The organism is Brachybacterium sp. SW0106-09 (assembly GCF_001293905.1).
Classification (GTDB): domain Bacteria; phylum Actinomycetota; class Actinomycetes; order Actinomycetales; family Dermabacteraceae; genus Brachybacterium; species Brachybacterium conglomeratum.
Genome location: NZ_BCAK01000015.1, coordinates 65,202 through 85,135 on the forward strand (window position 1 = coordinate 65,202; position 19,934 = coordinate 85,135).

The following is a 19,934-nucleotide window of genomic DNA, read 5'->3' on the forward strand; positions in this document are numbered from 1 at the left end:
CCATGGGACTGTTCTCCCGCAGGAAGCGGCAGGAGCCGGAGGAGATCGAGGGGCTGGACGCCCTGGACCTCGACTCGCCCGCGCCGGACGACGCCCCGGAGGACGAGGCCGCGGCCGACGACGCCCTTCCCGAGGACGAGCCCGAGGACGAGGAGGAGGCCCCCGCACGCGGGGACCACCTCGAGGACGGGCCCTACGACGAGGCCGACGCGCCCGACGAGGACCGCATCGACCTCGGCGGCCTGCTCGTCCCCGCCATCGACGGCATGGAGCTGCGGATGGAGGTCGACCAGCGCACGAACGCCGTGACCGGCGCGAACCTCGTCATCGAGGGCTCCTCGCTGCAGGTCCAGGCCTTCGCGGCTCCCAAGTCCCGCGGGATCTGGGAGGAGGTGCGGGGCAAGCTGCGCGAGTCCGTGGTCAAGCAGGGCGGCACCGCCGAGACCCGCCCGGGCGCCTTCGGGACCGAGCTGATCGCGCGCATGCCCGTCAAGCGGGCCGACGGCCGCACTGCCTACCGTCCTGCACGCTTCATGGGCGTCGACGGGCGGCGCTGGCTGCTGCGCGCGGTCCTCTCCGGCAAGGCTCTGGCCGACCCCGAGCAGGCCCGCCGCTTCGAGACGCTCGTCTCCCGCCTGGTCGTCGTGCGCGGCGCGGAGGCGATGGCGCCGCAGGAGCTGATCCCCCTGCACCTGCCCGGCGAGCGTGCGGGGCTCAACCAGATCCGCTCCGGCCCGCTGGACCCGCTCGCCCGCGGTCCGGAGATCACCGAGATCGGATGAGCACCCACCGCGCCGGCGGCCGACCCCGTCGGGACCGGGCCGACTCGCCCTCCGACCCCGCGCCTGCTGGCGGATCCACGCCGCGCAGCGGCTCCGATGTCGCGCCCGCTCCCGGGGCCGGCGCGCAGGGCGCGCCCCCGGCGGACCAGCAGCCCGCGGAAGATCCCGCGGGCGGGGAGGGATCGACCCGCAGCGGCCTCGGCGCCGTGCTCCAGGAGGAGGAGTTCTCCGTCGCCGACGCGATCGGCGGGCGCCGCGGGATCGTGGAGTCGGTGCTGCCGACGCTGCTGTTCGTCGTGCTCTTCGTCGCCACGGGCGCCGTGGGCCTCGCCGCGGGGGCGGCGGTCGCGGCCGTCGTGGTGATGCTGGTGGTGCGCCTCGTCCAGCGCCAGAGCCCCTCGACCGTGATCGGCGGGCTGATCGGGGTCGCGCTCGGCGCGGTCCTCGCGGTCCGCTCCGGGGAGGGGTCCGACTTCTACTGGCCGGGCATCGTCACCAACGCCGTCTCGCTGGCCGTGCTCCTGCTCTCCCTCGCCCTGCGGCATCCGCTCGTCGGGGTGGTCGTCGCGCTGCTGGACCCGCGGGTGTCGGACTGGCGCGAGCACGAGGACGGCCGCCGCGTGTACACCCGTGCGACGCTCCTGTTCGCGGGGCTGTACGCGGCCAAGCTCGCCGTGCAGCTCCCGCTGCTGCTGACCGGCCAGGTCGCGGCGCTCGGCGCGGCGAAGATCGCCATGGGCCTGCCGGCCTTCGCGGTGATCGCCTATCTCGTCTGGCTCATGCACCGCGGGCTGCTCGCCCGCCGCGGCCTCCGCTGAGACCCGACCGGCGCGGTCAGCGCACCGTCCACTGGATGAGATGATGGTGCACGATGTGCCCGCCGAGAGTTCTGCCGCCGTCCGAGCCGAGCTCGGACCCGGAGTGGAGGAGAGTGGTCCGATGACCCCCGATGCCGACAGCGCGCCGAGCAGCCCCGCCCCCGGCGGCCGAGTCCTCACGGTCACCGCCGGCCCTCCCGCCGCCGGCGGCACCTTCGTGGCCCGCCACGAGGGCCGGGTCGTCTTCGTGCGCGGCACCGCACCGGGGGAGACCGTCACCGCCCGCCTCCTCGAGGACCCCCAGGCGAAGGCCGATGCCCGCTTCTGGCGTGCCGAGGCGCTCGACGTGCTCGAGGCGGGGCCCGACCGCGTCCCCACGGTGTGGGAGGAGGCCGGGGTCGACGGCGTCGGCGGCGCCGAATGGGCGCACATCGCCCTGCCCGCCCAGCGCCGCATCGCGAGCGAGGTCATGCAGGAGCTGCTGCGCCGCGCCGGGGTGACGAGCTTCCCGATCGAGCAGGTGCAGGTCGAGCCCGCCCCGCACGATGCCGACGGGCTCGGCTGGCGCACCCGGGTGCGCTACGCCGTCGGCCCCGACGGGGAGGTCGGGATGCGCGGCTGGCGCTCCCACGAGGTGCGTCCCGTAGGGGAGGATCCCCTGTCGGCTCCCGCGGTGCGCGCGCTGCGCCTGGGGGAGTGGACCGCCCCGGAGGGCACCGAGGCCCTCGACGCCGTGGCCCCCTCGGCCGGTCCGGCCTCGGTGGTGCTGATCGGCCGCGACCTGGATCCCGAGACGATCGAGATCCCGGAGAGCTGGGGCGACGCCGACGTCGCGGTCCGCACCGGTCGCGGTCTCGTCCCGCTGCGCGGCGACGGCACCGTCCACGAGCGCCTGGGCGAGCGGATGTTCACCGTCAGCGCCACCGGCTTCTGGCAGTCCCACCGCCGGGCCGCGGAGCTGCTCACCGAGGTCGTCGACTCCGCCCTGCACGCCCCGCGGGGCGGCAGCGCCTGGGACCTCTACGGCGGCGTCGGCGTCTTCGCCGCGGTCGCCGCGGAGCAGGTGGGCACGGGCGGCTCGGTCGTCTCCGTCGAGGGCAACCGCCGCGCCTCCCAGCTGGCCGCCCAGAACCTCGAGGACCTCCCGCAGGTCTCCACCGCCACGGCCGATGTCACCGACTGGGTGCGCGCACGCCGCGGCGGGGTCGACGCGGTGGTCCTGGATCCGCCGCGCGCCGGCGCGGGCGTCGAGCTGATGGGGCTGCTCGCCGGCGCCGTGCGCCAGCGCATCGTGTACGTCTCCTGCGAGCCCGCCACCCTCGCCCGCGACCTCGCCGCGATCGAGGGCAAGGGATGGCAGGTCAAGGACCTGCGCGCCTTCGACCTCTTCCCGCACACGCACCACGTCGAGTCCGTCGCGGTCCTCGAGCGCTCCGCGGGCTGACCGGGCCGACACGCGCCCGGCGCAGATGACGCCCTGTCAGGACCATGGGGTGCTGCGTGGTATGCTTTATCTTGACTTCAAGATACTTGCCGGGGACCCGCCCGGCACCCCCTCCTCGGCCCGCGCCCTCCGCGTCGGGCCCCGAGGTGCGCGATCGCCTGCCGTGCGCGGGCGACGCGCCTACGATGGAGGGGTCGAACCCATACCGAAGGAGTGCGTCCGATGAGCACTGTCGACTCATTCGCCGCGAAGCAGAAGCTCGAGGTCGGCGGCACCGACTACGAGATCTATGCGCTCGACGCCGTGGAGGGCGCCGAGAAGCTTCCCTACAGCCTCAAGATCCTGCTCGAGAACCTGCTGCGCACCGAGGACGGGGCGAACATCACCGCCGACCACGTCCGTGCGCTCGCGAGCTGGGACGCGACGGCCGATCCGTCCGTCGAGATCCAGTTCACGCCCGCCCGCGTGATCATGCAGGACTTCACCGGCGTCCCCTGCGTCGTCGACCTCGCCACCATGCGCGAGGCCGTCCAGGACCTCGGCGGGGATCCCGAGCGGATCAACCCGCTCGCCCCCGCGGAGATGGTCATCGACCACTCCGTGATGATCGACGTCGCGGGCCGTCTCGACGCGCTCGAGCAGAACATGGAGCTCGAGTACGAGCGCAACCGCGAGCGCTACCAGTTCCTGCGCTGGGGCCAGACCGCCTTCGACGACTTCAAGGTCGTCCCCCCGGGCACCGGCATCGTCCACCAGGTCAACATCGAGTACCTCGCCCGCACCGTCATGACCCGCGAGGTGTCGGTCGATGGCGCTGCGCCAGTGCTCCGTGCGTACCCGGACTCCTGCGTCGGCACCGACTCGCACACCACCATGGTCAACGGCCTGGGCGTGCTCGGCTGGGGCGTCGGCGGCATCGAGGCCGAGGCCGCGATGCTCGGCCAGCCCGTCTCCATGCTGATCCCGCGCGTGGTGGGCTTCAAGCTCACGGGCGAGATCCCGCCGGCCGCCACCGCGACCGACGTCGTGCTCACCATCACCGAGATGCTCCGCCGGCACGGCGCGGTGGGCAAGTTCGTCGAGTTCTACGGCGAGGGCGTCTCCCAGGTCCCGCTCGCGAACCGCGCGACCATCGGCAACATGAGCCCCGAGTTCGGCTCCACCGTCGCGATCTTCCCGGTCGACGAGGTCACCACCGACTACCTGCGCCTGACCGGCCGCACCGAGGAGCAGGTCGCCCTCGTGGAGGCCTACGCCAAGCGCCAGGGCCTGTGGCACGACCCCTCGACGGAGGTCGAGTACTCCGAGTACCTCGAGCTGGACCTCTCCACCGTGGTGCCCTCCATCGCCGGACCCAAGCGTCCCCAGGACCGCATCGTCCTCACCGAGGCGAAGGAGTCCTTCCGCGAGGTGCTGCCGTCCTACGCGGGCGAGGGCCATCAGGTCGAGGAGGGCGAGGACGCCGGCAGCTTCCCCGCCTCGGACCCGGCCGGACTGGAGTCGGACAACGCTTCCGGCGGCGACGCCCCGGAGCGCCAGAACGTGATCGGCCGCGCCTCGGACCCGGTCCAGGTCAAGGGCAAGGACTTCGAGATCGACCACGGCATCGTCTCGATCGCCTCGATCACCTCCTGCACCAACACCTCGAACCCCTCGGTGATGATGGCCGCCGGCCTGCTCGCCCAGAACGCGGTGGACCGCGGCCTGGTCGCCAAGCCGTGGGTCAAGACCTCCATGGCCCCCGGCTCGCAGGTCGTCACCAACTACTACACCAGGGCGGGCCTCTGGCCGGCGCTCGAGGCGCTCGGCTTCCACCTGGTGGGCTACGGCTGCACCACCTGCATCGGCAACTCGGGCCCGCTGGACTCGGAGATCTCCGAGGCCATCGCCGAGAAGGACCTCGCCGTCACCGCGGTGCTCTCGGGCAACCGCAACTTCGAGGGCCGCATCAACCCCGACGTGAAGATGAACTACCTGGCCTCCCCGCCGCTGGTCATCGCCTACGCGCTCGCGGGCACCATGGACTTCGACTTCGAGAACGACCCGCTGGGGCAGGACAAGGACGGCCAGGACGTCTATCTGCGCGACATCTGGCCGAACCCGACCGAGGTCGAGAAGGTCATCGGCGAGTCCATCTCCCAGGAGATGTTCACCGAGGACTACAAGGACGTCTTCACCGGCGACGAGCGCTGGCGGAGCCTGGAGACTCCCGAGGGCGCGACCTTCGAGTGGGACTCCGAGTCCACCTACGTGCGCAAGCCCCCGTACTTCGAGGGCATGGAGGCGCAGCCCGCGCCGGTCGGCGACGTCGAGGGCGCCCGGGTGCTGGTCAAGGTCGGCGACTCGACCACGACCGACCACATCTCGCCCGCCGGCTCGATCAAGCTCGACTCCCCGGCAGGCAAGTACCTGCAGGAGCACGGCGTCGCGCGCAAGGACTTCAACTCCTACGGCTCCCGCCGAGGCAACCACGAGGTCATGATCCGCGGCACCTTCGCGAACATCCGCATCAAGAACCAGCTCCTGGACGGCGTCGAGGGCGGGTACACGAAGAACTTCCTGACCGGTGAGCAGGAGTTCATCTACGACGCCGCCCAGGCCTACGCCGAGCAGGACATCCCGCTCGTGGTCCTGGCCGGCAAGGAGTACGGCACCGGCTCCTCCCGCGACTGGGCCGCCAAGGGCACCAAGCTCCTCGGCGTCCAGGTCGTCATCGCCGAGAGCTTCGAGCGCATCCACCGCTCGAACCTCATCGGCATGGGCGTGCTGCCGCTGCAGTACCCCGCCGGCGAGACCGCCGAGTCCCTCGGGATCGACGGCACGGAGACCTTCTCCTTCACCGGGATCACCGCGCTGAACGAGGGCGCCACCCCGAAGATGGTGAAGGTCGTCGCCGCCAAGCAGGACGGCACCTCGGTGGAGTTCGATGCGGTCGTCCGCATCGACACCCCCGGCGAGGCGGAGTACTACCGCAACGGCGGCATCCTGCAGTACGTCCTGCGCTCGCTGGTCGCTGCCTGATCGCAGGCCCCTCCCGCGCTGTCCGGTCCTCGTGACCGGCGCATGCTGCGCCCCGCCCGGCTCCGGCCGGGCGGGGCGCAGTCATGTCCGGGTGTGGGAGGCGCCGCGGGCACCCTCTCGCGCACCCCTGACCGGGCTGTCTGCACCGCGTTGCACACCTCGGCGGGGCCGGGTGAAGCCCCGGTGAAGATGTGCACAGATGTGACCATGTCTCCCGTCTCGGCAGGTCAGAACCACGTACTCTGAACAGGTCCCGATCCCGTCCCCGAGGGAGGACCGTGCGTGTCCACCACTGAGCAGCACGCTGCCGCGCCGATCCGTCGGCGCCCGCGCCCCGCCCCCTCCCGCCCGGCGGCGGACTCGACCGTGCCCCCGCCCGAGGTGCCGATCCCCGCGGACCCCGAGGCGCTGCGCACCCTGGATGCGGAACAGCTCCCGGGCCTCGCCCGCACCCTGCGCCGCCGCCTCCTCGAGATCTGCGCCGTCAGCGGAGGCCACCTCGGCCCGAACCTCGGCGTCGTCGAGCTGACCCTCGCCCTGCACCGTGAGTTCCGCTCCCCGGCGGAACCGATCGTCTTCGACACCGGCCACCAGGCCTACGTCCACAAGATGCTCACCGGCCGCGCCGACCTCGAGGGGCTCCGACGCGCCGGCGGCACCTCCGGCTATCCCGACCGGGGCGAGTCCGCGCACGACCTGGTCGAGAACTCCCACGCCTCCGGCTCGATCGCCTGGGCGCACGGCCTGGACCGCGCCCACCGCCTCGCGGGGGAGCCGGGCGTCTCCGTCGCGGTGATCGGGGACGGCGCGCTCACCGGCGGCGTCGGCCTCGAGGCGCTCAACGAGCTCGCCGCGGACCGCGGCTCCCGCACCGTCGTCGTGCTCAACGACAACACCCGCTCCTACGCGCCCACCGTCGGCGGCCTCGCCCGGCATCTCGCCGCGCTGCGCACGGGCGAGGTGCTGCCCGGACAGGACGTCTTCACCCAGCTGGGCCTGACCTATCTGGGGCCCGTCGACGGCCACGACCTCACCGCGCTCGCGGCCGCGACCGCCGCCGCCCGCGAGGCCGCGGAGGACCCTGGCAGCGCCGGAGTGGTCCTGCACGTCCTCACCCGCAAGGGCGCCGGCTTCGCCCGCGCCGAGGCCGACGCGGTGGACCACTGGCACGCCACCGGCCCCTTCTCTCTCGAGGGCGAGGAGGCGACGAAGCCCGCCGCCCGCACCTGGAGCGCCCGCCTGGGCGCCGCCGTGCTCGACGCCGCCCGTGCCGACGAACGGGTGGTCGCGCTCAGCGCCGCGATGATCGACCCCGTCGGGCTCACCCCGATGCAGCAGGAGATGCCCGAGCGCGTCCTCGACGTCGGCATCGCCGAGCAGCTCGCGCTGGACACCGCCGCCGGCCTCTCCGCCGGGGGCCGCCTGCCCCTCGTCGCGCTCTACGCGACGTTCCTGAACCGTGCCCACGACCAGCTGCTGCTGGACCTCGCCCTGCACGGCGAGGACGTCACGATCACGCTGGACCGCGCCGGGATCACGGGCGACGACGGTCCGAGCCACCACGGCATCTGGGACCTCGCCCTCGCCGCGCAGGTGCCCGGACTGAGCCTGTGGGCGCCCCGCGACGGCGCCCGCCTCGACGCGGCGGTCCCCGCGGCGCTCGGCACCCCGGGCCCCTCGATCGTCCGCTTCCCCAAGGGCGCCTGCCCCGAGGAGCTCCCGGCGCTCGCCCAGCTGCCCGCGGGAGACGTCCTGCACGGCGACGCGGAGGCCCCGATCGACGTGCTCCTCGTCTCCGTCGGCGCCCTCGCCGACCGCGCCCTCGCCGCCGCCCGGGAGATCGCGGCGTCCCGTCCCGCGGCGAACGTGGTCGTGCTCGATCCGGTCCGGGCGCTGCCGCTGGGCGAGGAGCTGCTGGACCTCGCCGCCGGCGCCCGCGGGGTGCTCACCCTCGAGGACGGCCTCGCGGAGCGGGGGATCGGTGCCGCGCTCGCACTGCGGCTCGGCCGACGGGCGACCCCGGCGCAGCCGGGCCCCGTCGTGCACTGCCTGGGCGTGGACCTCGAGTTCCTCGCCCACGGCAAGCGCGACGCGATCCTCGCCGACCAGGTCCTGGACGTGCCCGGGATCGCGAGGAGCCTCGACGCGCTGCTCTGAATCGCGCTGCGCTGAGTCGGCCTGCTCCGAGACACGATCCCCGGAGTCGCGCTGCTCGGTGACGACCCGCGGGCACCGTCGCTCTGACGCGGCGGGTGTCGTGGGCCGGATACGAGGACGCCGTGCCGCCGACGCGGTGAGCACCGCGGAACGGAGCGTCCGCAGGGGCTCTCAGCCCAGCGAGCTGCGCGGAGCAGGGTCGTCGGCCCGCGCCGTGAGGACGATCGGCGCGCCGTCGGTGACCTGCAGGGTGTGCTCCGAGTGCGCGCCGCGGGAGCCGTCGGCCGCCAGCTGCGTCCAGCCGTCCCGCTCGTCGACGACGAGCTCGGAGGTGGTCGGCACCAGGAACGGCTCCACGGTGATCAGCTGCCCGGCCACGAGCTCGGCGCCGCCGCCGGGGGTGCCGTGGTTGGGGACGAAGGGGGCCTCGTGCATCGTGCGCCCCACGCCGTGGCCGCCGAAGCGGTCGTTGATCGAGTAGCCGAGCGAGGTCGCCTCGTTCATCACCGCGAAGCCGATGTCGCCGACGGTGGCGCCGGCGGTGACCTGGTCGATCCCGGCCCACATCACCTGCTCGGTGTCGCGGATCAGCTGGAGGTCCTCCGCGTGCGGGGTGCCGACGGGGATCGTCAGGCACGAGTCCGCCACCCAGCCCTCCACCGAGACGGCGAAGTCGAGGGAGAGCAGGTCCCCGTCCTCGAGCACCCGGTCGTAGGGGCGGCCGTGGAGCACGCCCTCGTTCAGCGAGGTGCAGATGACGTACCCGAAGGGGGAGGCGCCGAAGACGGGGTGGTAGTCGATGTAGCAGCTGGTCGCCCCCGCCTCGCGGATCAGGCGATGCGCCTCCGCGTCGACGTCCAGCAGGTTCCAGCCCACGTCCACGACCTGCCGCAGGTGCGAGAGCACGGAGGCGACGAACTCGCCGGCCGGACGTGCCTGCTCGGTGGTGGGCAGCTCCTGGGTCGAGCTGCGGCGACGGCGTCCGAGGATCATCGTGCCTCCTGCCAGGTGACCAGCCGGGCCCCGACCCAGGCGATCATCGGTGCGAACACGGCGGCGCCGAGCAGGTGGCCGAAGACGACCAGCTCGGGCAGCCCGGTGAAGTACTGGATGTAGCCGACCGCGCCCTGCGCGAGGGTCGCCGCGAGCAGCCACCAGGCCGCGGTGCGGGCCTCGCGGCGGGCACCCGAGCGGTGGAGGACGACCAGCATCGCGATCAGCAGGGCGAGGAAGAGGTAGACCGCGACGGCGTGGACCCGGGTGATCACGACCGGGGAGAACATCAGGCGGGTGACGTCCCCGGCATCGCCCGAGTGCGGGCCGGTGCCGGTGACCAGAGTGCCGAGCACCAGCACCACGAAGCCCACCGCCGCCAGCGGGACGTAGAGCGCCACCAGGCGCGGCGGGACCGCGAGGCGCACGTGCGAGTCGCCGTCGTACAGCCGCACCAGCAGCACCGTCGAGAGCGCGCCGAGCACGGGGGAGATGAGGAAGTGCGGGCTGACCAGGCCCGGGTGGAGATGGAACCACACCACGAACGCGCCGAGCAGGGCCTGCACGCCCGTGCCGATCAGCGGCACCCAGGCGAGCATCCGGAATCCGCGGCCCTTGTGCGCGAGCCAGCGGTAGGTCACCAGCAGCACGGCGATCGCGAAGACGCTCAGCACGCCCGTGAGGGTGCGGTTGCCGAACTCGACGAAGGGGTGGATCCCGGCCTCGAGCGTCAGCTCCGGGGTGAAGTTCCCCGGCTCGCAGTGCGGCCAGGAGGAGCAGCCCAGTCCGCTGCCCGTCAGACGCACCGCGCCACCCGAGAGGATGATCCCCATCTGGCAGATCAGGTTGCCCCAGATAGCGATGGCGGCGAGACGTGCGCGCCGCTGCGGCCCCCAGGAGGTCAGACGTCGGTCGGGCAGGGTGGTGATCCGCCCGTGGCGCTCGGGTGAGCGCTCGGCGGAGAGGGCAGGCGAGGACATGCCCAGCAGTCTAGGTTCCGCGGCCGAGGGCCGCCTGGACTCCGGGTGCGGATGCGAGGGATCCCGCATCGTGAGGACTCGGCGGTCGCCCGGGACGGCCGAGCGGCCGAACAGGGGCTCCGGGACCGGGGCCCGGCGTCGGGCTCGTGCGAGGCGGCTCAGGCATCCGTCCAGCGGAACCAGCGCACGACGGCCGCGACCCCTGCCGCGGCCCACAGCAGCAGCACCACGGCGGAGCCGGGGGAGAACGGACCGCCCGCGAGGCAGGCCCGCATCAGCTCTCCGAGCGCGCCCGAGGGCAGCAGGTCCGCGAGCCCGCCGAGGATCCGCGGGAACGAGGTGGTGGGGAAGGCGACGCCGCCGACCGCGACGAGCAGCACGAACACGAGGTTCGCCACCGCCAGCACCGCCTCGGTGCGCAGCAGCCCCGCGACCAGCAGGCCGAGCGCCCCGAAGGCCACCGTCCCCACCAGCCAGACGGGGACGAGCGCCGCGAGGCCGGCGAGCTCCGGCCGCCAGCCCAGGACCAGGCCCAGCACCCCGAGCACGACCACCTGCAGCACGTGGGTGGTGAGGGTGGCGAGGATCTTCCCGGCGAGATAGCCGCTGCGCCCCAGCGGCGTCGTCGCGATCCAGCGCAGCACGCCGTTGCGACGGTCGAAGCCGGTCATGATCGCCTGCGAGGTGAAGGAGGTCGAGATCAGCGCGGTCGCGAAGGTCGCGGCGACCGCGGTGTCGATCGCGGGAGCGCCCTCGAGCCGGCCGACGGGCAGCAGCCACAGCCCCACCATCACCATCGCCGGCAGGGCGATCGCGACCATGAGCTGCTCCCCGTTGGAGAGCAGCACGCGGGTCTCGAGCCGGGCGTGGGAGAGGATGCGGCGCAGCGCCCGCGCGGGACGCGGCACGCGCGGCGCGGCGGCGGAGCCGCCGGAGGCGGCGGGGGAGGTCGACGGGGCGGCGGCGCTCATCGGGCGGCTCCTGCGCCGGGGGCGTCGTCGTGGCGGGTCGTGCTCCCGGCGTCCTCGACCCCGGGGGCGTCGCGGTCCATCAGGTCCAGCAGCACCGCCTCGAGGTCAGCGGCCGCGGCGCTGGAGACCTCAAGGCGGGCGTCGTGACGGGCGGCGGCCTCGTGCAGGGACTGCTCGAGGGCGGGCACGGCGTCGGGGGCGACGCCGCTCGCGGTCGCCCGGAGGGTCACGCCGCCGCCCGGCCCGCGATGCTCGCGGACCACCTCCTGCACGCTGCCGGAGGCGAGCACGCGGCCGCGGGAGATCACTCGCACCGCGTCCGCGAGCCCGACCACGTCGTCCATCAGATGGGTGGTGAGCACGACGGCGGTGCCGGTGCGGGCCAGCCCCCGGATCAGCTCGCGCACCCGGCGCCGGATCGAGGGATCCATCCCGGCGGTCGGCTCGTCGAGGAAGACGAGGTCGGGTCGGCCGATGATCGCCAGCGCCAGGGCGAGCCGCTGGCGCTGGCCTCCGGAGAGGCGCCGCACGAGGGTGCGGGCGAACTCGTCGATGCCGAGATGGGCGGCGACCTCGTCGACGTCGAGCGGGGCGGCGTGCAGGCTCGCCCCGTAGCGCAGCAGCTGCATCGCCGTCGCGCCCGAGGCGAGGCCGCCGTCCTGGATCATCACGCCCACCCGGGCGCGGTGCTCGGGGCTCGCGCGCCAGGGGTCGGTGCCGAGCACGCGCACGCTGCCGGCATCGGGGCGCAGCAGACCGGTCGCGCAGGAGACGGCGGTGGTCTTGCCGGCGCCGTTGGGGCCGAGCAGCGCGGTGACCTCGCCGCGCTCCGCGGTCAGGCTCAGGCCGTCGAGGGCGCGCACGGCGCCGTAGGAGTGGGCGAGGTCGGTCGCGACGAGGGCAGGGGAGTGGTCGTCCATGGCCGCCCCATCGTAGGCCGGACGCGGCGCCTGGCCGGGGACGGCGCCGCGTCCGGGCCGGGCGAGGTGGGCGAGACCTCACCCTGGCCGTGCCGGGCTCAGCGCCCGGTGACGTGCAGCGGTGTGTGCGACGGGTCGACGACCTCCGCGGCGAGCGGCGCCTCGGGAGCGATGCCGCCGGGGCCCCAGGTGTCGGTCTCGAAGCGGTCGCGGTCGTGCGCCTCCAGCAGCGGCTCGAGCGCCGGGCCGGCGGGGACGATCTGCGTGGGGTTGATGTCCTCGTGCACGTAGTAGTAGTGCCGCTTGATCTGCGCGAAGTCGACCGTGTCGCCGAAGCCCGGGGTCTGGAACAGGTCCTTGGTGTAGTTCCAAAGGTTCGGCATCGAGGCGAGGGTCTGCCGGTTGGCCTTGAAGTGGCCGTGGTAGACGGGGTCGAAGCGGATCAGCGTGGGGAACAGGCGCACATCGGCCTCGGTGATCGAGGGGCCCATGAGGTAGCGGCTGCGGCCCAGGCGCTCCTCGAGCTCGTCGAGGGCCTCCCAGAGGAGCGCGTACTCGCGCTCGTAGTCCTCCTGCGAGCCGGCGAAGCCGACCTTGTACACGCCGTTGTTGACCCGGTGGAGCATCCACTTGTTCAGCGCGTCGATCTCCTCGCGCTGCGCCTCGGGGTAGAGGTCCGGGGCGCCGGCGCGGTGGTGCTCGGCCCACTCGGTCGCGAAGTCGAGGGTGATCCGCTGGAAGTCGTTGGTCACGACGGCCCTGGTGGGCACGTCCACGACGGCCGGGACGGTGATGCCGCGCGGGTAGTCGGGAAAGCGCGCGAAGTAGGCCTGCTGCAGGCGCTCGTAGCCGAGCACGGGATCCACCTCGCCGGGGTCGAGGTCGAAGGTCCAGGAGCGCTTGTCATGGGTGGGGCCGGGCATGCCCACCGAGATCACGTCCTCCAGGCCCAGCAGACGACGGGAGATCAGGGTGCGGTTGGCCCACGGGCAGGCGCGGGCGGCGATCAGCCGGTAGCGCCCGGCCTCGACGGGCCAGCCGTCGCGGCCGTCGCGGGTGATCCGGTCGTCGATGTAGTTCATGTCGCGGTCGAAGCCCTTGCCGGCGGAGACGTAGGCGCCGCGGGTCGAGTGCCGCTCGGCGGCGGCGTCCGTGGAGTCGGGGGCGGTCTCGTTCATCGTGGGGTCCCTTCGTGTCGGCGGCGTCGCTGCCATGTTAGTTGAAATCGATACTAGATGGAAGCCTCTCGGGGGCGGCGGTCGACGGCGCGCCGAGAGGGGCCCGGGGTGCGCTCCGCACCCACGTCGTGCACCATGTGTGGGGGAGCGCGATCCGCCCCTCCCTGCGCGACGTCGCAGGTAAGGGCACCCTTCGTGGCCGGGCGCACAGGACTCGGGCAGTATTTGGAAAGAGTCCTGTTGTAAAATCTAGGTGGTCGAGAAGGGAGGTGCAGGATGGCCGAGCAGGATGCGCAGGAGCTCGCGGCGAAGTCCGAGCCGACCACGCGCGATCGCCTCGTCGAGGCGATCTCCACCCACGGGCCCATCACCGCCCGGCAGCTCGCCGAGCGCTTCGGCCTCACCAGCGCCGCCGTGCGCCGCCATCTCGCGGCGCTCGAGGCGGAGGGGACCATCGCCGAGCACGAGGTGCCCGTGGCCCATCGCGGCCGCGGACGCCCCAGCAAGACCTTCGTGCTCTCGCCGTCGGCGCATGAGGACTTCGCCGCCGGCTACGACGAGCTGGCCGTGATGGCGGTCGACGAGCTCGCCCGCCGCGGCGGCGACGAGGCGGTGACCGCCCTCGCGGAGCGGCGGATCTCCGACTGGGAGCAGCGGCTCGACGAACGGGTCGACCGCCTCGAGGCGGAGACCGGGGAGCCGGTGGGCACCGCCGAGCGGCTCGAGCTGCTCTCGCAGCTGCTCACCGAGCGCGGCTACGCCACCACCGTCCGCCCGCTGCACGTCCCGCTGCCGGCGGCCCGTCGCGAGGGCGGCGCCGGGCCGCGTAGCCTCGTCACCGCGCAGCTCTGCCACGGCCGCTGCCCCGTCCTCGACGTGGCCGCCGACCACCCGGAGCTGTGCGAGGCCGAGACCCGCGTCATCTCCCGCATCATCGGGGCCCCCGTCCAGCGCCTGGCCACCCTGGCGCAGGGGGCTCACGTCTGCACGACCCACATTCCGCTCACCGAGGGAAGGACACCATGACGAGCGCACCCGAGAAGCTCTCACAGGACGAGATCATCGATTCGATCGGCAACTACGCCTTCGGATGGCACGACGAGGACTCGGCCGGGGCCAGCGCGCGCCGCGGCCTGTCCGAGGACGTCGTGCGCGACATCTCCGCACGCAAGGACGAGCCCGAGTGGATGCTCGAGCGCCGGCTGAAGGCGCTCAAGCTCTTCGAGAAGAAGCCGCTGCCCACCTGGGGCCCGGACCTCTCCGGCATCGCCTTCGACGACATCAAGTACTTCGTCCGCTCCACCGAGAAGCAGGTCACCGACTGGAACGACCTGCCCGAGGACATCAAGGAGACCTACGACCGCCTCGGCATCCCCGAGGCCGAGAAGCAGCGCCTCGTCGCCGGCGTCGCCGCGCAGTACGAGTCCGAGGTCGTCTACCACCAGATCCGCGAGGACCTGGAGGAGCAGGGCGTCATCTTCCTGGACACCGACACGGCGCTCAAGGAGCACCCGGAGCTGTTCAAGGAGTACTTCGGCACCGTCATCCCCTCGGGCGACAACAAGTTCTCCGCGCTGAACACCGCCGTGTGGTCCGGCGGCTCCTTCGTCTACGTCCCCAAGGGCGTGCACGTCGAGATCCCGCTGCAGGCCTACTTCCGGATCAACACCGAGAACATGGGCCAGTTCGAGCGCACGCTGATCATCGCCGACGAGGGCTCCTACGTGCACTACGTCGAGGGCTGCACCGCGCCGATCTACAAGTCCGACTCGCTGCACAGCGCCGTCGTCGAGATCGTCGTGAAGAAGGACGCCCGCGTCCGCTACACGACCATCCAGAACTGGTCGAACAACGTCTACAACCTGGTCACCAAGCGCACCACGGTCGAGCAGGGCGGCGTCATGGAGTGGGTCGACGGCAACATCGGCTCCAAGGTCACCATGAAGTACCCGGCCGTCTGGCTGATGGGCGAGCACGCCCGCGGCGAGACCCTCTCCGTCGCCTTCGCCGGCGAGGGCCAGAACCAGGACACCGGCTCGAAGATGGTGCACATGGCGCCGCACACCTCGAGCTCGATCGTCTCCAAGTCGGTCTCGCGCGGCGGCGGCCGCTCCTCCTACCGCGGCCTGGTCCAGGTCATGCCCGGTGCCGAGCACTCCGCCTCGACCGTGCTGTGCGACGCGCTGCTGGTGGACCAGATCTCGCGCACCGACACCTACCCCTACGTCGACGTGCGCGTCGACGACGTCCAGATGGGCCACGAGGCCACCGTCTCCAAGGTCTCCGAGGAGCAGCTCTTCTACCTGATGAGCCGCGGCATGGAGGAGACCGAGGCGATGGCGATGATCGTGCGCGGCTTCATCGAGCCCATCGCCCGCGAGCTCCCGATGGAGTACGCCCTCGAGCTGAACCGCCTGATCGAGCTGCAGATGGAAGGAGCAGTCGGCTGATGACGACCACTGATGTGAAGGGTGCCGAGAGCGCCGGGGACCCGAGCACCAACGAGGCCGTGGGCCATGCGGCCGGCGCCGCGCCCGTCGCCGCCGGAGAGGCCCTGGAGGGCGCCGACACGACGGCCGCGCCTGAGCTGGAGGAGGAGAACCTGAGCCTGCCGGGCCAGGAGGTCTCCGCCGCCCACGCCGCGCTGAACCGCGGCGCGCGACTGCGCTCCTTCGAGGTCGCCGACCACGCCGTGCCCAAGAGCGACATCGAGGAGTGGCGCTTCACCCCGCTGCGTCGCTTCTCCGCCCTCTTCGAGGACGCCGCCACCGACGACCGCGAGGGCGACCCCGCCGTCGACTACGCCGTGACCGTGCCCGAGAGCGCCCCGGAGCCCTCGACGCTCGCCCCCGGCCAGGCGCCCCGCGGCAGCGTGCTGGTGCCCGAGGATCTGCCCACCGCGATCGCCTCCGCCCGCACCGAGCAGGCGCTGCACCTGGTCGCCGCCAAGAACGCCGCCTACGACGCGCCGTTCCGCGTGGACATCACCGGCCGCGGCGCGGACCGTCGCGCCAACGCGCACCTCGTGATCGAGGCGCAGGAGTCCTCCTCCTCGATCGTGGTGCTGAACCACACCGGCTCGGCGCAGTACGCGCAGGACGTGGAGATCCTCGTCGGCGACAACGCGCAGATGACGGTCATCACCGTCCACGACTGGGACGACGACGCGGTGCACATCGCGCAGCACCACGCCCGCGTGGGCCGCGACGCGCGCCTGAAGCACGTCGCGGTCACCCTCGGCGGCAGCGCGGTGCGCCTGAACTCGATCGGCGAGTACGCCGCCCCTGGCGGCGAGATCGAGAAGCTGGGCCTCTACTTCTCCGACGAGGGCCAGTTCTTCGAGAACCGCCTGTTCATCGACCACAGCGCCCCGAACTGCACCTCCAACGTCGCCTACAAGGGCGCGCTGCAGGGCAAGGGCGCACGGTCCGTGTGGGTCGGCGACGTGCTGATCCGCAAGGAGGCCGAGGGCACCAACACCTACGAGCTCAACCGCAACCTGGTGCTCACCGAGGGCGCCCGCGCCGACTCGGTGCCGAACCTGGAGATCGAGACGGGCGAGATCGAGGGCGCCGGCCACGCCGCCGCCACCGGGCGCTTCGACGACGAGCAGCTGTTCTACCTGCGCGCTCGCGGCATCCCGGAGATCGAGGCGCGCCGTCTGGTCGTGCGCGGCTTCTTCGCCGAGATCATCCAGCAGATCGACGTGCCCGAGGTGCGCGAGCGCCTCTCGGCCGCGATCGAGGACGAGCTCGCACGGAGCATGAACTGATGTCGGACGCCTTCGTCCCCGTCGCCGCCCTGGCCGACCTCGCCCCCGGCGAGGCGATCGACGTCGTCGCCGGCGGGATCGAGATCGCCCTGGTGCGCGACGAGGACGGCGGCGTCCACGCCCTCGAGGACCTCTGCTCGCACGACGAGATCGCGCTGAGCGACGGCGACGTCGAGGGATGCACCATCGAGTGCTGGAAGCACGGCAGCCAGTTCGACCTCGTCACCGGTCGTCCCCTGCAGCTCCCGGCCGTCCTGCCCGTGCGGGTGTTCCCCGTGCGCATCGACGAGAGCAGCGGCGAGATCCTCGTGGATCCCTCCGAGGCTCCCGCCACCTGACACCTGGGCGTCGTCCCCGACGCCCGCCCCCAGCCCCACGAATCCACCAGCTTCCTGGTCAAGGAGAACCCCACATGTCGATCCTGGAGATCAAGAACCTCCACGCCACCGTCGAGACCCCTGAGGGCACCAAGGAGATCCTCAAGGGCGTCGACCTCACCATCAAGGGCGGCGAGACCCACGCGATCATGGGCCCCAACGGCTCGGGCAAGTCCACCCTCGCCTACGCCATCGCCGGCCACCCCAAGTACGAGATCACCGGCGGCGAGGTCCTCCTCGACGGCGAGGACGTGCTCGAGATGAGCGTCGACGAGCGCGCCCGCGCCGGCCTCTTCCTCGCCATGCAGTACCCCGTCGAGGTCCCCGGCGTGACCGTCTCGAACTTCCTGCGCACCGCCAAGACCGCGATCGACGGCGAGGCCCCCTCGCTGCGCACCTGGGTCAAGGACGTCAAGGGCGCCATGGACGACCTCAAGATGGACCCGGTCTTCGCCGAGCGCAACGTCAACGAGGGCTTCTCCGGCGGCGAGAAGAAGCGCCACGAGATCCTCCAGATGCAGCTGCTGAAGCCCTCCATCGCCGTGCTCGACGAGACCGACTCCGGCCTCGACGTCGACGCGCTGCGCGTGGTCTCCGAAGGCGTCAACCGCGCCAAGGAGAACACCGAGGTCGGCATCATGCTGATCACCCACTACACCCGCATCCTGCAGTACGTGAAGCCGGACTTCGTCCACGTCTTCGTGAACGGGAAGATCGCCGAGCAGGGCGGTCCCGAGCTGGCCGAGCGTCTCGAGGCCGAGGGCTACGACCGCTTCCTCGTCGGCGCCTGATGCCGCCGGCCCTCCCGCCCCGCACCCGCGCGGGGCGGGACGGCCGCACCGCGGGACCCGCCGCGGACCGTCCCGGACAGCACGTCCGGGGACGGCCCGACGAGCCCCGTCCGCACCCCTGCGGGAGCAGTCCCGCACCCCTTCCGGGAGGACACCATGACCGACCAGCAGACCCCGGCCTCGACCGTGAGCGCCGAGGACGTCACCGAGGCGATGAAGGACGTCATCGATCCCGAGCTCGGGATCAACGTCGTCGACCTGGGCCTCGTCTACGGGGTGACCGTCGAGGACGGCAACGCCGTGATCGACATGACCCTCACCTCCGCCGCCTGCCCGCTGACGGACGTGCTCGAGGAGCAGACCTTCGCGGTGCTGGACCCCATCACCGAGACCCACCGCATCAACTGGGTGTGGATGCCGCCGTGGGGCATGGAGAAGATCACCGAGGACGGCCGCGAGCAGCTGCGCGCCATCGGCTTCAACCTCTGAGCCGCCTCACCCTCTGAGCCGGCACGAGAGACCCCCTGACCCGCGAGCGCGGGGCAGGGGGTCTCTTCGCTGCGGACGGGGCGGGCCCCCGAGCCGGCGTCAGCCGAGCAGCGTCGCCGTCCGCGTGAGCTCGAGGCCGTGCGCCTCGGCCGTGCCGGCATGGGCGAGGGCGCCCTCGTGGGTGTGCAGGCCCTTCGCGAGCGCCTCGTCGGCCCGCAGCGCGTCCTGCCAGCCCGCGCCCGCGAGCTTCAGCACGTAGGGGAGGGTCGCGTTGTTCAGCGCCGCCGTCGCCGTGACCGGCACGGAGCCGGGCATGTTCGCCACGCAGTAGTAGATCGCGTCGTGCACCTGGAAGGTCGGGTCGTCGTGCGTGGTGGGGCGGGAGTTCTCGAAGCAGCCGCCCTGGTCGATCGCGACGTCGACCAGCACCGAGCCCGGCTTCATCCGGGAGACCATCTCGTCGGTGACGAGCTTCGGGGCGCGCTTGCCGGGGATCAGCACCGAGCCGACGACGACGTCCGCCCGCTCGATCTGCTTGGAGAGGTCGAGGGCGGTCGAGTAGCGGGTGAGGATCCCGCCGTGGTGCATCGTCGCGATCTGGGAGAGCCGGGAGACGTTCACGTCCATCACGGTGACGTTCGCGTGCAGCCCGTGCGCCATCATCGCCGCCTGCTCGCCGACGACGCCGCCGCCGAGGACGAGCACGTTCGCCTCCGAGGTCCCGGGTACCCCGCCCATCAGCACCCCGCCGCCGCCCAGCGGCGCCATCAGGTGGTAGGCGCCGACCTGTGCGGCGAGCCGGCCCGCGATCGCGCTCATCGGCGCCAGCAGCGGCAGGGAGCGGTCGGGGAGCTGGACGGTCTCGTAGGCGATGGCAGTCGTGCCGGAGGCGAGCAGCGCCTCGGTGAGCTCCCGGTCCGCCGCGAGGTGCAGATAGGTGAAGAGGATCTGGCCCTTCCTCAGGCGTCCGTACTCCTCGGGCAGCGGCTCCTTCACCTTCACGATCATCTCGGCCTGCGCCCAGACCTCGTCGGCCGTCGGCAGCAGGGTCGCTCCCGCGGCGGCGTAGTCCTCGTCGCTCACGCGGGAGCCGAGGCCCGCGCCGCTCTCGACGATCACCTCGTGGCCGTGCATCACCAGCTCGTGCACGCCGGCGGCGCCCAGGCCCACCCTGTTCTCGTTGTTCTTGACCTCGCAGGGCACCCCGATGCGCATGTGTCCAGCCTCTCTGCTGAGCTCCC

At 72.5% G+C, this 19,934-nt stretch carries 17 protein-coding genes; 11 read left to right on the top strand and 6 right to left on the bottom strand.

Annotated elements, in window-relative coordinates:
- The first annotated feature begins 2 nt into the window (after positions 1-2).
- The 5 genes from Y09_RS08055 (at position 3) to Y09_RS08075 (ending at position 8,222) form a co-directional block, all read left to right on the top strand.
- Entirely contained in the window at positions 3-782 is a 780-nt protein-coding gene (locus Y09_RS08055) for a DUF3710 domain-containing protein (protein WP_053917256.1), read from the top strand.
- Entirely contained in the window at positions 779-1,600 is an 822-nt protein-coding gene (locus Y09_RS08060) for a DUF3159 domain-containing protein (protein WP_053917257.1), read from the top strand. The genes Y09_RS08055 and Y09_RS08060 overlap by 4 nt, the downstream gene beginning before the upstream one ends.
- A 121-nt stretch (positions 1,601-1,721) precedes the next feature.
- On the top strand, positions 1,722-3,044 hold the full coding sequence (locus tag Y09_RS08065) for a class I SAM-dependent RNA methyltransferase (protein ID WP_053917258.1): 1,323 nt from the start codon (positions 1,722-1,724) through the stop codon (positions 3,042-3,044).
- Positions 3,045-3,266: 222 nt separating this feature from the next.
- On the top strand, positions 3,267-6,065 hold the full coding sequence (gene acnA, locus Y09_RS08070; protein WP_053917259.1) for an aconitate hydratase AcnA: 2,799 nt from the start codon (positions 3,267-3,269) through the stop codon (positions 6,063-6,065).
- Positions 6,066-6,347: 282 nt separating this feature from the next.
- A complete protein-coding gene (locus tag Y09_RS08075) occupies positions 6,348-8,222 on the top strand; it encodes a 1-deoxy-D-xylulose-5-phosphate synthase (protein ID WP_234695672.1) in 1,875 nt (624 codons plus the stop codon).
- Positions 8,223-8,393: 171 nt separating this feature from the next.
- Here the strand turns inward: Y09_RS08075 and map are convergent, their stop codons facing one another.
- The 5 genes from map to Y09_RS08100 all read right to left on the bottom strand — a co-directional run bounded on the left by map (position 8,394) and on the right by Y09_RS08100 (position 13,264).
- Positions 8,394-9,215 (bottom strand): type I methionyl aminopeptidase, encoded by an 822-nt coding sequence (gene map / locus Y09_RS08080; RefSeq protein ID WP_053917260.1) that lies wholly within the window; start codon positions 9,213-9,215, stop codon positions 8,394-8,396.
- The gene (locus Y09_RS08085) at positions 9,212-10,195 is read right to left on the bottom strand and encodes a heme A synthase (protein ID WP_053917261.1); all 984 of its coding nucleotides are present in this window, start codon (positions 10,193-10,195) and stop codon (positions 9,212-9,214) included. Before Y09_RS08085 ends, map begins: the two co-directional genes overlap by 4 nt.
- 158 nt (positions 10,196-10,353) lie before the next feature.
- Entirely contained in the window at positions 10,354-11,166 is an 813-nt protein-coding gene (locus Y09_RS08090) for an ABC transporter permease (protein ID WP_053917262.1), read from the bottom strand.
- Positions 11,163-12,086 carry an ABC transporter ATP-binding protein gene (locus Y09_RS08095; RefSeq protein ID WP_053917263.1) on the bottom strand — a complete coding sequence of 308 codons (924 nt, stop codon included), beginning with the start codon at positions 12,084-12,086 and terminating at the stop codon, positions 11,163-11,165. Before Y09_RS08095 ends, Y09_RS08090 begins: the two co-directional genes overlap by 4 nt.
- 98 nt (positions 12,087-12,184) lie before the next feature.
- Positions 12,185-13,264: a glutathione S-transferase family protein gene (locus Y09_RS08100; protein WP_053917264.1), complete on the bottom strand. Its 1,080-nt coding sequence runs from the start codon at positions 13,262-13,264 to the stop codon at positions 12,185-12,187.
- Positions 13,265-13,540: 276 nt separating this feature from the next.
- On the opposite strand from Y09_RS08100, the gene Y09_RS08105 reads away from it, so the two are divergent.
- The 6 genes from Y09_RS08105 to Y09_RS08130 all read left to right on the top strand — a co-directional run bounded on the left by Y09_RS08105 (position 13,541) and on the right by Y09_RS08130 (position 18,693).
- Complete coding sequence (locus tag Y09_RS08105) at positions 13,541-14,290, top strand: metalloregulator ArsR/SmtB family transcription factor (RefSeq protein ID WP_053917265.1); 750 nt, start codon at positions 13,541-13,543, stop codon at positions 14,288-14,290.
- Positions 14,287-15,714 carry a Fe-S cluster assembly protein SufB gene (sufB, locus tag Y09_RS08110; RefSeq protein ID WP_010550633.1) on the top strand — a complete coding sequence of 476 codons (1,428 nt, stop codon included), beginning with the start codon at positions 14,287-14,289 and terminating at the stop codon, positions 15,712-15,714. Before Y09_RS08105 ends, sufB begins: the two co-directional genes overlap by 4 nt.
- Complete coding sequence (sufD, locus tag Y09_RS08115; RefSeq protein WP_053917266.1) at positions 15,714-17,036, top strand: Fe-S cluster assembly protein SufD; 1,323 nt, start codon at positions 15,714-15,716, stop codon at positions 17,034-17,036. Before sufB ends, sufD begins: the two co-directional genes overlap by 1 nt.
- Positions 17,036-17,374 carry a non-heme iron oxygenase ferredoxin subunit gene (locus Y09_RS08120; protein ID WP_010550635.1) on the top strand — a complete coding sequence of 113 codons (339 nt, stop codon included), beginning with the start codon at positions 17,036-17,038 and terminating at the stop codon, positions 17,372-17,374. Before sufD ends, Y09_RS08120 begins: the two co-directional genes overlap by 1 nt.
- Before the next feature lie 74 nt (positions 17,375-17,448).
- Positions 17,449-18,204, top strand: a complete 756-nt coding sequence (gene sufC, locus Y09_RS08125) for a Fe-S cluster assembly ATPase SufC (RefSeq protein ID WP_010550636.1) — start codon at positions 17,449-17,451, stop codon at positions 18,202-18,204.
- A 156-nt stretch (positions 18,205-18,360) separates the two neighbouring features.
- Positions 18,361-18,693 carry a metal-sulfur cluster assembly factor gene (locus Y09_RS08130; RefSeq protein WP_010550637.1) on the top strand — a complete coding sequence of 111 codons (333 nt, stop codon included), beginning with the start codon at positions 18,361-18,363 and terminating at the stop codon, positions 18,691-18,693.
- Between the two features lie 99 nt (positions 18,694-18,792).
- Here the strand turns inward: Y09_RS08130 and ald are convergent, their stop codons facing one another.
- A complete protein-coding gene (gene ald / locus Y09_RS08135) occupies positions 18,793-19,908 on the bottom strand; it encodes an alanine dehydrogenase (RefSeq protein ID WP_053917267.1) in 1,116 nt (371 codons plus the stop codon).
- Positions 19,909-19,934: the final 26 nt, after the last annotated feature.